11 protein-coding genes are annotated in these 13,684 nt (G+C 60.8%); all 11 read right to left on the bottom strand.

Annotated elements, in window-relative coordinates:
* Positions 1-3: 3 nt before the first annotated feature.
* The 11 genes from DBY20_02265 to DBY20_02215 all read right to left on the bottom strand — a co-directional run bounded on the left by DBY20_02265 (position 4) and on the right by DBY20_02215 (position 13,664).
* A complete protein-coding gene (locus DBY20_02265) occupies positions 4-1,335 on the bottom strand; it encodes a signal recognition particle-docking protein FtsY (protein ID PWL79587.1) in 1,332 nt (443 codons plus the stop codon).
* A gap of 24 nt (positions 1,336-1,359) precedes the next feature.
* Positions 1,360-4,950 carry a chromosome segregation protein SMC gene (gene smc / locus DBY20_02260; protein ID PWL79586.1) on the bottom strand — a complete coding sequence of 1,197 codons (3,591 nt, stop codon included), beginning with the start codon at positions 4,948-4,950 and terminating at the stop codon, positions 1,360-1,362.
* Positions 4,951-5,051: 101 nt separating this feature from the next.
* Positions 5,052-5,768, bottom strand: coding sequence for a ribonuclease III (rnc, locus tag DBY20_02255; GenBank protein PWL79585.1), 717 nt, complete (start codon positions 5,766-5,768; stop codon positions 5,052-5,054).
* A gap of 1 nt (position 5,769) precedes the next feature.
* On the bottom strand, positions 5,770-6,786 hold the full coding sequence (locus DBY20_02250; GenBank protein PWL79584.1) for a phosphate acyltransferase PlsX: 1,017 nt from the start codon (positions 6,784-6,786) through the stop codon (positions 5,770-5,772).
* 94 nt (positions 6,787-6,880) lie between these two features.
* On the bottom strand, positions 6,881-7,063 hold the full coding sequence (locus tag DBY20_02245; GenBank protein PWL79583.1) for a 50S ribosomal protein L32: 183 nt from the start codon (positions 7,061-7,063) through the stop codon (positions 6,881-6,883).
* A gap of 274 nt (positions 7,064-7,337) precedes the next feature.
* On the bottom strand, positions 7,338-8,483 hold the full coding sequence (locus DBY20_02240) for a 23S rRNA (uracil(1939)-C(5))-methyltransferase RlmD (GenBank protein ID PWL79582.1): 1,146 nt from the start codon (positions 8,481-8,483) through the stop codon (positions 7,338-7,340).
* 10 nt (positions 8,484-8,493) lie between these two features.
* Positions 8,494-9,033, bottom strand: a complete 540-nt coding sequence (locus DBY20_02235; protein ID PWL79581.1) for a DUF177 domain-containing protein — start codon at positions 9,031-9,033, stop codon at positions 8,494-8,496.
* 42 nt (positions 9,034-9,075) lie between these two features.
* A complete protein-coding gene (locus DBY20_02230) occupies positions 9,076-9,540 on the bottom strand; it encodes an ATPase (GenBank protein PWL79580.1) in 465 nt (154 codons plus the stop codon).
* Between the two features lie 209 nt (positions 9,541-9,749).
* Positions 9,750-11,051, bottom strand: coding sequence for a dihydropteroate synthase (locus DBY20_02225; protein PWL79579.1), 1,302 nt, complete (start codon positions 11,049-11,051; stop codon positions 9,750-9,752).
* Positions 11,052-11,057: 6 nt separating this feature from the next.
* Positions 11,058-11,624 (bottom strand): GTP cyclohydrolase I FolE, encoded by a 567-nt coding sequence (gene folE, locus DBY20_02220; GenBank protein PWL79578.1) that lies wholly within the window; start codon positions 11,622-11,624, stop codon positions 11,058-11,060.
* On the bottom strand, positions 11,625-13,664 hold the full coding sequence (locus DBY20_02215) for a cell division protein FtsH (GenBank protein PWL79577.1): 2,040 nt from the start codon (positions 13,662-13,664) through the stop codon (positions 11,625-11,627).
* Between the last annotated feature and the right edge of the window lie 20 nt (positions 13,665-13,684).

The raw sequence follows: 13,684 nt of genomic DNA, 5'->3' as shown, positions 1-13,684 counted from the left end.
TCCTTATGAAAACCAGCGACGCATCTTGTCGCGGAAAGATTCCTGCTCCTCGGGCTCGGACTCGGTCTCGGATTCGGTCTCGGCAAACCACTCATCCGCAGTCATCGAGGTCTTTTCGGTTTCAAGCATGTCATCTCGACCGGAGGTATCGTCAGACACCGGAGCGGAGAGATCTCCATCGTCAGGACTACTGAGCGGCTGGGATTTCTCGACTCCGTTCGCTTCGCTCTCTTCGCTCGAAATGACAGAGGGGGCCTCTTCGCTCTCTTCGCTCGAAATGACAGAGGGAGATGTAGCGAGATTTCTCGACTCCGCTTCGCTTCGCTCGAAATGACAATGGTAGGGCTCTTCGCTCACGAACATGTCATCTCGACCGGAGGTGCCGTCAGGCACCGGAGTGGAGAGATCTCCGCCTCCTACTTCGCCCTCGAGCTCCGCGCGCATCTCGCCGAAGAGCGCCTCGGCATACTCGCGCGCATCGAAGGGCTGCAGGTCCTCGATGCCCTCACCCACGCCCACGCGCAGGATGGGCAGTCCCAGCTCGTGACTTACCGCCACGGCAATGCCGCCCTTGGCCGTGCCGTCGAGCTTGGTCATGATGACGCCGTCCAGGTCGAGCGCCTTGTCGAACTCGCGTGCCTGCTGCAAGCCATTCTGACCCGTCGTGGCATCGATAACGAGGACGGTCTTCACGTCCACGTCAGCACGTTTGCGCGTGACGTTGACAACCTTCTGCAGCTCGCGCATGAGCTCATCGGACGTATGCAGGCGCCCGGAAGTGTCGATGAGCACGAGGTCGCTTCCCAACTGCTCGGCACGCTCGACGACGTCATAGCAGACGCTTGCCGGGTCGCTTCCGCGCTCGCGCTTCACGACCTCGACGCCGCTGCGCTCGCCCCAGATGTCGAGCTGCTCGATGGCTGCGGCGCGGAAGGTGTCGCCTGAGCCTATGAGCACCTTGCGACCGCCGAGCGAAGCCTGATTGGCGAGCTTGCCAACCGTCGTGGTCTTGCCCGCACCATTGATGCCCACGAAGAGCACACAGACGGGGTTCATACGCAGCGGGTCAGGGTCGGGCTCGGCAAAGAGACCGCTGATCTCGTCAGCGAGCATGTCGAGCACGGCGTACGCATCGGGTAGTGCCTTGCGCGTGGCTTGGTCGCGCAGACGGTCGATGACCTCCATCGTCGCCTGGGCGCCCAAATCACTCAAGATGAGCGTCTCCTCCAGGTCGTCCCAAAAATCCTCGTCGAGCTTGGGACCACGGCGGAACAGCACGTTCATCCGTTCGTTGAACTTCGTCCTGCTCCGATTGATTTTGTCCTTGAAGGCCATGTGAATCTCCCTTGAAAGCAAGCGCTACTGCGCGCCGCTGAACTCCTCGACGTCACGCGTCTGACCCGAGTCTTCGGATGACAGGCGAATTTGCTGGTCAAGCTTCTGTGACACGAGCTTGGATACGCCATCGCTGCGCATCGAGACGCCATAGAGCAAGTCGGCCATTTCCATCGTGCGCCTCTGGTGGCTGATGATGATGAACTGCGTGGAAGAGCGGATGCTGTCGAGATACGAGAGCAGGCGGCGTAGGTTGGTATCGTCGAGAGCCGCCTCGACCTCATCGAGAATGTAGAACGGCGTCTTGCGCACACGATACACGGCAAACAGCAACGTCAGCGCAACAAGCGATTGCTCACCACCCGAAAGCAGCGTCTGCTTACGCACCTTCTTGCCACGCGGTTGGGCATAGACCTCCACGCCCGTCTCCTCGGGATTATCCGGATCGGTCAGTTCGAGATGGCCGTTTCCACCCGGGAAGAGCTGCGCGAAGACCTCCTCGAAGTTCTCGTTGACCTGCTTGAAGGTGTCGATAAAACGGTTGCGCATCTTGCGGTCGATCGCCGCGACGATGCGCTGCAGTGCCTTGGCGGCCGCCTCGAGATCCTCGAGCTGCACGGCGATGAAGTCGCGGCGCTCGCGGAGCTTGAGATACTCCTCGACGGCAACGGGATTGACCGAGCCGAGGTTATTGAGCTTGCGCCGCAGGCTTTCGGCACGCTTCTCCTCTTCCTCGCGATTTTCCGGCGGATCGAGCGCAAGCGCAATCTCGAGCAGCACGCCATGCGTTTCGGTGATGACACTCACCGCAGATTCGACTTTGACCTCGAGCTTGCTCTTCTCGATGCGCACCTGCGTGAGCTTCTCGTTAGCCTCGTCAAGCTTGACCTGCTCGTCGGCGACCGCCTTGCGAGCACCATCGATGGTGTCACGCAAGTCGCCCTGCCCGGCTTGCTCGATCTTGGCGCGATCGCTCAGGATCTCCGCCTTTTCCTGCACACCTTCGCGCAGGCTCGTGAACACGTCGTAGAGCGGCTCGACACGCAGGCGCAGAATCTCGAGCTTGCTCTCGGTCTCGTGCGAAACCAGCAAGGTCTCCTCAAGCTGATCGGCTTCCTTCTTGAGCGATTCGATCTGCTTGCTCAAGTGCCGCTCACGCTCACGCACCGTGGCAAGATCGACTTGGATGGCCGAGATCTCCCGTTTGGAGCTATCCTCGCGGCTCGCCAGCGCAGCGCTCTTCTCGCGTGCGGCAGCTGCCTTCTCGTCAAGCTCGCCCTTGCGCGCCGCCAGCTCGTTCTTGTGGTCACTGAGCTCCTTGACCTTGGCGCGACTCGCGGCCGTGTCCTCGGCAATGCGCGTGCGACGCTGCTCGATCTGGTTCTTCTCCTGTAGCTGGTCGGTGATGGCCTGCTCGAGACGACCGACCTCCTCGCGCAAGCTGTCGGCCTCGCCGGAAACCTGCGCGATGGACTGCGAAAGCTCGAAGTCATCCGCCTGCGCGATATGCAGGTTGTTGAGTGCCTTGTCGACATCGCGCTCGCCGTCTACGACGGCCTTGGCCGCCACGGGTTCCTCGGCCTGCAGCTCGCGCAAGCGACGCTTGCGGCTCAAGACGCCCTCGGTATCGGTGACTTGCGTGCCGATGGTGACCTTGCCGTTGGGCCACGCGACGACGCCATCACGCGTAACGAAACGCGAACCAGTCGTATCATCTGCGGCTGCCTCGATGGCGTCGATGGCCGAGTCGAGCACGTACACATCGCCCAGGAGCAGCTCGGCCACGCGTATGTGCTCGGGAGCATACGTGAGCTCGTCGAGAAGGCGCGTCCCGACTTTGGCACGACCGTGCTCGATGCTTGCACCGGTCATGTTGACGAGCGAAAGTTCACCACCGGAAAGCTCGGCCTTCAGAAGCTGATCGACGAGCTCGGCCGAGGCATGCGAGTCCCTGGTCATGAGGGCGAACATATCCGCCCCGAGCAGATGCTCGACCAGGCCCTCAAGTGCCGGCGGCGCAGAGAAAAGCTCGCTGACGGGCGAGACGATACCCACCTCGTCCTTGCGATCGAGCGCCCAGGCAAGCAACGGGCGCGAGCCATCGAGCGCCTTGTCAACGTGCTCGAGGCCCTTGATCTCGGCACGCAGGGAGCTCAACTGCTCGCGCTTTTCCTCGAGACGTGCACGGCAGTCGTCATGGATGCGCACGCGGCTGTCGATATCGGATTTGGCGGCCAGCGAATCTGCCTGCAGCTGCGTGAGCTGCACCTCGAGATCCTCCAGATGGCTGCGTCGGGCGGCAAGCGTCGTCTGCGTGGAGACATGCGCATCCTCGATTTGCGAGATGCGGTTGACGAGAAGCCCGTCCTCGACATCGGCAGTCGAAAGGCTCTCGGTCGCCTTGAGCTCGGCGAGCGTGCACTCGTCAAACTCCTTCTCGCAGGCACGGACCTGTGCGTTGGCCTCCGTGAGTTCGCGTTCGGCCTGTTCGTGCAGCTCATGCACCTCATTGGCAGCAGCTTGCTGACGCTCGAGCTGCGCAGTGAGCTCGTCGAGTTGCGCGGCCGTATCGCGGTGATCGGATTCGTAGGTCTCGAGGCGGGCAAGCACGTCGACGCGGCTCGACTCCGAACGATGCACCGCCTGGCGCAGCTCGGAAAGGCGCGTCACCATGTTGCGGCCCTTCTCCTCGAGCAGGAGCATGCCCGAGTCGAGACGGTCGAGGGCCGTCTGGCAGCGGCGACGTTGCTCGGCTATGTCGCCTGCGAACAGACCCTTCTCCTCAAGCAGATGCTGGTATTTCTCGAGCTCGCGGTTCTTCTCGTCGACGCGGAAGCGCGCGAGCTCCACGAGCGAATCGGCTTCCTTCTCCAGGCGCTCGGTCTCGCGCCAACTCTCCTGGAGCCTGCGCAGGTCATCGACGGCAAGCGAAAGCTCGACGGACTTGAGCTCCTCGGAGAGCTGCTCGTGTTGACGGGCACGGCTCGCCTGACGCTCGAGCGGCTTGAGCTGACGGTCGATCTCTCCCGCGATGTCGTGCACGCGCTGGAGCTCGGCGTCCATGTTCTTGAGCTTGCGTGCGGAACGCTCCTTGCGTTTCTTGTGCTTGAGGATGCCCGCGGCCTCCTCGATGAGCAGGCGGCGATCCTCGGGACGAGCACGTAGCACGTTTTGCAGCGAGCCCTGCGAGATGATCGAGTGCGTATCGCGGCCGAGACCGGAATCGTTGAGGATGTCGAGCACGTCCATGAGACGCGATGGCGAACCATTGATGAGGTACTCGCTCTCGCCGCTGCGATACATGCGGCGCGTGACGACGACCTCGTTGAAATCGAGGGGTAGCGTGCCATCGGAGTTGTCGAGCACGAGGTCGACCTCGGCCAGGCCGACTGCCTGGCGGGCAGACGATCCGGCGAAGATGACGTCCTCCATGGCCTGGCCGCGCAGCTGCTTGGCGCTTTGCTCGCCCAGGACCCATAAGACGGCATCGGAGATGTTCGATTTACCCGATCCGTTAGGGCCGACGACAACCGTCATCCCCGGCTCGAGCGAGAGAACGGCTCGGTCGGCAAACGACTTGAAACCCTTGAGAACGAGTGACTTGAGGTACACGATTTCCCTTGTACGCGTGGCAAACGGATAAACCTGTAGAGTTTACCACAGGGCCGCAGACACGCACCGCCATGGACGCACGAATGCCCCGCATGCGGAGCGATTCACGCCTTCTTTTCCGCAAACATGTCGAGCGCAGCTTGAGCCGCAGCGGACTCGGCTTGCTTCTTGGATTTGCCGCTTCCCTCGCCAATCATCTCGTCGTCGACGAATGCCTGCGCGAAGAAGGTACGGTCATGCGGTGGACCATCGAAGCCGGTAATCTCGTAATGCGGTTGCCTGCCATCGATTTGCAGCAGCTCCTGCAACGAGGATTTGGGGCTTTCTGGCACCGAGGCGAGCTTGCGATCCGCATGTATGAACAGCGAGCGCGACACCCATGCATATGCCGCGTCCATGCCACCATCGAGATAGAGTGCCGCGACAAGCGACTCGTAGACGTTCTCGAGCGCCGAGGAGAGACCGCGCTTGTCAGTACCCGCCTCGCTTTCTCCGAAGATGATGCAGTCGGCGATGCCCTCGTCACGGGCGACGCGCGAGAGGCTCTTGCCCGAGACGAGCGAAACTTTGATGCGCGTGAGACCACCCTCATCAAGATCGGGATATTGCTTGAAAAGAAATATCGCCGTGATGGCACCCAGGATGGAGTCACCCAAAAACTCGAGGCGCTCGTAATCGTAGAGAGCCTTCTCCCTGTCACGCGCAGACGGATGCGTGATGGCAGCTCCGAGCAGAGGCTTGTCCTTGAACTGATAGCCAAGGATTTCCTCGGCCTTGGCTATCTCGCTCGCATGCGATGCGAGCACTTCCTCATTGGCCATATTAGAGCACTTCCTCTGTCACGCCGTCGCCGGCCAGCGCTTGCGCAAGACGCTTGGGCATATCCTGCCGAATCGCATCTGCCGTTGCGAGCACGCCACTGCAAATCGCCTTCGCATTGCTCGAACCATGCCCGATGAGACATACGCCCTTGCATCCAAGCAATTGGGCACCGCCGTACTTATCGGCCGAGAGGTCTTCCTTGAATGCGGACAGTGCGTCCTTGATGAGCAAGCCGCCAATCTTCGACTTGGTCGTCGAGTAGATGGTCTCCTTGAGACCGACGAGCAGCGCCTTGCCGACGCCCTCGTAGACCTTGAGGGCGACGTTGCCGGTAAAGCCATCGGTTACGATGACATCGAAGCCGCCTAACGCAAGATTGCCGCCTTCGGCATTGCCCTTGAAGTTGGGAACGTGCTCCTTCATGAGCTTGTGGCATTCCTGCGCGAACTCGGAGCCCTTTGTCTCCTCCTCGCCAATGTTGAGCAAACCAACACTCGGATTCTCGACGCCGAGCGCAACCTGCGCGTATACGCGCGCCATGCGCGCAAACTGGACGAGGTATTCGGGCTTGCAATCGGCATTGGCGCCCATGTCGGTGAAGACGACCTTGGCCACGGGCGATGGCAGCACCGTCGCGATGGCCGGACGCTTGACGCCCTTGATGCGGCCGATGACGAGCGTAGCCGCAGACATGCACGCGCCCGTGGAACCCGCGGAGAAGAAGCCACCCGCCTCGCCCTCCTTGACCAGGCGACATCCCACGACAATCGAGGAGTCCTTCTTGCGGCGCACGGCCTCTGCCGGGTGCTCGCCCATCTCGATGACCTCGGTGGTGGGATGGGCCACGACGTTGGCGTGCTCGGCTGCGAAGGGGACGATGACGTCCTCGGCACCCGTAAGGATGACGGTGATCGAGGGATCTTGCGCTACCGCCTGAGCAACGCCCTCGAGAACAACGCCGGGGGCATTGTCACCACCCTGCGCATCTACGACGACCTTGATTTCATCCATGCTCATCAACCCGCCTCACAACCAGTTTTTCTCAGAATAAAGAAATAATCCTGCAAACGGATGACCATCTGCAGGATTACATGCAATGTGTATATTGCCGTTAGTCCTCGACGACGAGAACCTCTCGGCCCTTGTAATAGCCGCAGCTCGGGCAAACGGTATGCGGAAGCTTGACCTCGCCGCACTGCGGGCAAACGGAACGCGCAGCCGTCTTGCATACGTCGTTGGAAGAACGACGAGAATGGGTCCTCATCCTGCCTGTTTTACGCTTAGGTACTGCCATCGTCTCAAACCTTTCTAGCAAGCGCGTCGCCTGGACACGCAGAATCTCTTAGAGCACGCGAAAAAGTAATATATCACGCTTTCGCATGAGAGTGAAGAGAAAAGTTCGTCTCCACTACTTTGAGTGATGAATGGCCCCTTGTCATTTCGAGCGCAGGCGCATAGCGCCGAAGTCGAGGAATCTCTCTCGCCGTATAGGATGGTGAGATTTCTCGACTTCGCTTCGCTCGAAATGACAATATGGAGGCTGCGCGGTCGGATGACAAAGGGGCAGCTTAGTTTCTTTCGAGCAATGCGATGCTCTCGAGGTGCTTGGTGTGAGGAAACATGTCGACACCCACGAGCCTGCTCACATGGTAGGCAGGCATAAGACGCTCGATATCGCGCAGCTGCGTGGTGGGATTGCAGCTAACGTATACGATGCGACGAGGCGCGGCAACCAGGACGCTTGCCAGAAACTCCTCGGAAGCGCCGGCGCGTGGCGGATCGAGGATGACGACATCGAATGCCTCCTGGGATTTCGTCAGGTACTCCCCTGCATCTGCACATACGAAACTCGCGTTCTTCACGCGATTGACGCGCGCGTTTTCTGCGGCAATTTCTACCGCAGCCTCGACACTCTCCACGCCGACAAGCTCGACACGCGCCTGCTTGACGGCGATGATGCCGATGGTGCCGATGCCGCAGTACGCGTCAAGCACACGGTCGCCCTCGCGGAGCTTGGCCATGTCAATCGCCGTCTGATAGAGCACTTCCGTTTGCGCGGGATTGGTCTGATAGAACGCGGTCGCCGGAATGCGGAACGTGCAGCCACAGACTTCGTCCTCGATCCATCCCTGCCCATACGCCGTCATCGTAAGTGGACCGAGCACGGCATTGGTGCGCCGTGTGTTCACGTTGAAGCTCACGCTCTCGATGGCGGGATGTCGTTTGCGCAACGCGGTGACGAACGCCTTCTTGCGCGGGAACTCCTTGCGATTGACGACGAACGTCACCATGATCTGCCCCGTGCCCTTGCCCACGCGCACGATCGCATGGCGCAGCAGGCCCTTGCCGGTGCTTTCGTCGTAGGCGGGAATGTGAAAGCCCTGCGCGAGCTCGGCGATGCTATTGAGTATGGGGCGCCCCGCCTTGTGTTCGACCAGACACTCGCGTACCTCGATGAGCTTGTGCGTACCGCGCTCGTACATGCCAAGACGCGGCTTGCCCTCCCTGCCGGGCGCATACGGCGTCATGATCTTGTGACGATAGGCAATCGGCTCGTCCATGCCGATCACGGCATCAACACCACAGCCAAGTGGCTCGAAGAGCTCCTCGAGCATCGCGCGCTTGCGCGAAAGCTGAATGGGATAGGGGACGGAAAGCCACTCGCAGCCACCGCAACGTGCAGCGTGAGGACAGGTGTATGTCTTGTAGCCCACGGGGTTTACGTCACTCGTCTTCGAGCTTGAGGTCCTTGAGGACCGCGAAGGGATTGGTGGGGTCGATCTCATCTTCTTGGTTGCAGGCGCAAGGCCCCTCGTTGAGATCTGCTCCGCAGTGCGGGCACAAGCCCGCGCAATCTTCCTTGCAGAGGACCACGTACGGCGTCGCATAGACGAGGGCGGCGATGATGGCCGGCGCAATATCGAAGCTGCCATCGGCACCGATGACCTCGAACTCGTCGTCTTCGTAGCCATCGACATCTTCAGACGCTTCGAGCAGATAGTAACCCTCGACAGCGCCCGAAACCTCGATGCGAGTGGGTACAAGGCAACGCGTGCACGGCGTGATTGCCGTGCAACTTGCCTCACCGGAGAGCACGATGCCCTCTCCGGTGTTTGTCAATTGAAGTTGATACTGAATGCCATCCGGCGTTTCGAGATCCATGCCGCCCACGCGGTAGGATGTCTCGTCGAGCGTTCCCTCGAGAAAGCGCGTCGATGCCGGTTCGACGAGATCCGGATGAATGGAAACAACGAGCTGCTGCATTGCTCGACCTCCCAGCTATCGAGCCGTCGAGCAATGAACAGATTAGTCGGTCATACCGCTGTTCAAGCGCTGACGGCAACGCGTGACGTTCTTGAGAAGGTTATCGAGATTCGTCTCGAGATTGGCGAAGATCTGATCGGCGTAGTCCTCGGCACCGACGCGCATCTCGCGCTCGCGGGCCATGGCATCGTCGATGACCTCCTGGGCGCGCTGCTCGGCGAGGCGCACGACCTCCTGCTCGCCGGCAAGATGCTCGGCCTGGCGCTCTGCATCCTCGAGGATGCGATTGGCGTCGATCTCTGCGGCCTCGATCATGCCCTGACGGTCACGAACGATGATGCGAGCCTGGCGTAACTCCTCCGGGAAGATATCGCGAATCTCATCAAGAATCTCAAAAATGGGGCCAATTTCGACCTGGCGCTTCTGGCTATTGCCCAAGACAGGCTTGGACTGCTCGATGCGCTCGGCAAGCTCGTCGAGGAGCTCCTCGATACCTGCGTCGTCCATGTTGGGACTCCTTTACCTATCAGTTTCTACATTTGAGCTGCACTTCTGATTGTGGCACCAGATATGCTAATTGCACATGGTAACACATAATGCAAGCGTTTGTCCCGATTGGCTGCAAACGGGGACGGGTGAGACACATTGGACAGGTACATCTGTCTCATTGCGATTTCGCAATGAGACAGATGTACCTGTCCAATGTGTCTCACCCGTCAGGCCAGCATGTCCCGCGCGGGCCCCATAACCTGACCCACCGTTACCTTGTCGCGTGTGACCGCAATGCCATTCGCAAGCTCGCAGAAGGGCATGATATCGAGCAGCGGCGTCACGACGAAATCACGCTCGAGTGCAAGCGGATGCGGCAAATCAAGCTCCTCGTCTGCGCAGACGACACCCTCGTAATCGATGATGTCGAGGTCGAGCGGACGCGGTCCGTTCTCCTCGCTACGCACACGTCCATGCTCGGCCTCGAGGCCTTGAAGCATGTGCAGCAGCTCATGTGGCGTGAGCGTGGTCTGGATAAGCGCAACGGCATTAACGAAGGGAGCTTGTGCCTCAAGATAGGCCGGCTCGCTCGTGACGTATTCGGAAACGGCACCGACCCAGACATCGGGATTGAGCCGCAAGCTCGCAAGCGCATCGTCAAGGTGCCCGCAGCAATTGCCCATGTTGGAGCCAAGCGCAATGATTGCACGATGCGAATCACGTAGCATCTCGCGTGTGGCAGCCACGTTGTGGACGCGTAGGATGCGCGCACCCTGTCCGGCCATGAACGCCGCGCACAGGGCCGATGCACGATCGCGCATGGCAGGTGCGCTTTCGGCACTCATCGCACCGATGAAGGACTTGCGACTCACTGCGGCCATGAGCGGATAGCCCAAATCGGCAAAGAATGCCGTCGCCTGCACGAGGGCGAGATTATGCGCGATGTTCTTGCCAAAGCCGATTCCAAAGTCGAGACAGATGCGCTCGGGTGCGACACCCTCGGCACTCAAGCGCGCAGCCATGCGCGAGAGCTCCTGCTCGACATCGAGGACAACATCATCGTAGACAGGGGCCTCCTGCATGGTCTTGGGCGTACCGCGCATATGCATGACCACGAGCCCTACGTCGCTTCGTGCCGCGAGCTCGCGCATCTCGAGGCTCCTGAAGCCGGAGACGTCGTTGATGATGCACGCACCCGCATCGATGCACGCAGCGGCCACGCTCGCATGGCGCGTATCCACGCTCACTGCCACGCCCTGCGCGGCAAGCTCGCGCACCACGGGCAGCACACGCTCAAGCTCGACATCGGGGGGCACTTCCTCGGCACCGGGTCGTGTCGATTCGCCTCCCACGTCGATGATGTCTGCACCGGCAGCAAGCAGGCCACGGGCATGTTCGAGGGCCTCGGGCACGGTGGCGTGCATGCCACCGTCGCTGAACGAGTCGGGCGTGACATTGCATATGCCCATGACGACGGGTGCCGAGAGATCGAAATCAAAGGGACCGCAATGCCATGTACGTGCCCGCATGGGCGCCTACCTCCCCTGTCGGATAAGGCTGAGAGCCTCGGCGCGCGTCTCGGCCGAGGTGATGAAACTGCCGCGCACGGCAGACGTCGTCGTCTTGGACCCAGGTTTCTTGATGCCACGCATGGACATGCACAAGTGCTCGCACTCAAGCACGACGAGCACGCCCTGCGGCTCGAGTTCTCTGACGAGCGTATCGGCAACCTGGGAAGTCAGGCGCTCCTGCACCTGCGGACGTCGGGCAAAGAGATCGACCAGGCGAGCAAGCTTGGAGATGCCGCAAATCTGACCTGACGGATTGGGCACATAAGCCACGTGAGCCACGCCATAGAACGGCACGAGGTGATGCTCGCAAATGGAATAGATGGGAATGTCATGGACGAGCACCATTTCCTGATGCCCCTCGTTGAACTTCTTGACGAAAAGCTCGGTGGGGTCCTCATGCAAACCCGCAAGGATTTCCTCGTACATGCGAGCCACGCGCGCGGGTGTCTCGCGCAGGCCCTCGCGGTCCGGGTCTTCGCCCACGCCCTCGAGAATGAGCCTGACACCCTCTTCTATCTTGGCGGTATCCACCTAGCGCTCCTCCTCATCGGAATCGGGCGGAGGGGGTGACACGGGAGCTGGCATGTCGGCCACATCTTCCGGCCCCATGAGCTCGTGCGGAGCTCCGGCGTTCTCGGCGGCCGTAAGGATGTCCTTGCGGTCCTCCTCGGCCTCCTTGGGATGCGTCTTCTCCCACTCGATGTACTCGTCCCAGCTATTGTCGAGCAGGGCCTCGACAGCCTTGCCCTCGACGGTCTCGCGCTCGAGCAAGACGCTGGCCATGAGCTCGAGCTGCGTGCGATTCTCGGAGAGGATGCGGAATGCCGTGTCATGCGCCGTCGTCATGAGACGCGCGACTTCCTCGTCGATTGTGTTGGCGGTCTCCTGGCTGTAATCCGGCGTCGAGCCAAAGTCACGGCCGAGGAAGACCTCCTGGTTGGGTTCGCCGTAAACCTGGTGACCCAGAATATCGCTCATGCCATAGCGCGTGACCATGGCTTTGGCCATCTTCGTCGCACGCTCGAGGTCGTTGGAGGCACCGGTCGTGACGTCGCCATCGTTCATGATCTCCTCGGCGACGCGGCCACCCAGGAACATGGCGAGGTTATCGATCATCTCGCTCTTGGACTGCAGGAATCGATCCTCGCTCGGGATGGAAAGCGTGTAGCCAAGAGCCTGACCACGCGCGATGATCGAAATCTTGTGGATGGGATCGGTGTGGTTGAGCAGATGACCCACGAGCGCATGACCGGACTCATGGTAGGCAATCGTCGTCTTCTCCTTCTCGGTCATGATGCGACCCTTGCGCTCGGGACCGGCAACGACGCGCTCCATGGACTCGGTGACCTCATCGTTGGTGATGATGCTCTTGCCGCGACGGGCGGCCAGCAGCGCCGCCTCGTTAAGCAGGTTGGCGAGGTCGGCACCCGTAAAGCCACTCGTGAGCGAGGCCAGGGCAGCCAGGTCAACGTCGCTTGCCATCGGCTTGCCCTCGCAGTGTACCTTGAGGATTTGCTCGCGGCCCTTGAGATCGGGGCGATCGACGACGATCTGACGGTCGAAGCGGCCAGGCCTGAGCAGGGCGGGATCGAGGATGTCGACGCGGTTGGTCGCGGCAATCATGATGACGGAATCGTTGCTCTCGAAGCCGTCCATTTCGACGAGGAGCTGGTTGAGCGTCTGCTCGCGCTCGTCATGGCCACCACCGAGGCCAGCGCCGCGCTGGCGACCGACGGCATCGATCTCGTCGATGAAGATGATGGCGGGGGCGCTCTCCTTGGCCTGCGCGAAGAGGTCGCGCACGCGCGAGGCACCGACACCGACGAACATCTCGACGAAGTCGGAGCCGGAGATGCTGAAGAAGGGCACGCCGGCCTCACCGGCGACGGCACGTGCGAGAAGCGTCTTGCCCGTGCCCGGAGGGCCGACAAGCAGCACGCCGCGCGGGATCTTCGCGCCCATCGCCTGGTATTTGGCCGGGTTCGAAAGGAAGTCCTTGATCTCCTCGAGCTCCTCGACGGCCTCATCGATACCGGCAACGTCCGAGAAGCGCACCTTGGGCGTCTCCTCCGAGACCTTCTTGGCCTTGGTCTTGCCAAATTGCATCTGCTTGCTATTCGCGCCGCTCACTTGCGACATGAAGAAAATGAGCACGCCAAAGATGAGGAGCAGCGGCAGAAGCGTCGTGAGGAGCGTCGTGATCCAACCCGAGGTGGTGACATCCTCGTTGTACTTGGTTTCCGGATGAGCTGCCATGAGCTCCTGCAACATGTCATCGCCGGTATAAGTCGACTTGAAGCTCGAAAGCTCACCGGCTTCCTTGGCTGCGGCGTCCTTGTAGTAGGTGCCATCGAGCGTCGCGGATGCGGCATGATAGGTAACCTCGGCCACGCGATCCTCGTTGACCGCCGTGACGAAGTCGCTCGTGATGAGCTCGTCGATCTCCTGCTGCGGGCCAAAGTTCAAAAGCTGGCTTCCCACAAGAGCAACGAGCACGAGCCCCAGGAGCACGTACAGGACGATATTGCGGGGATTCGGACCCTTTTTCTTGGTGGTGTTGGGCTCTTCCACTCAACTTCTCCTTATCTAGC

It is taken from the genome of Coriobacteriia bacterium, assembly GCA_003149935.1.
Taxonomy (GTDB): domain Bacteria; phylum Actinomycetota; class Coriobacteriia; order Coriobacteriales; family QAMH01; genus QAMH01.
The sequence above is the reverse complement of the archived record's forward strand: the minus strand, read 5'-3'. Positions and strand labels throughout refer to the sequence as shown.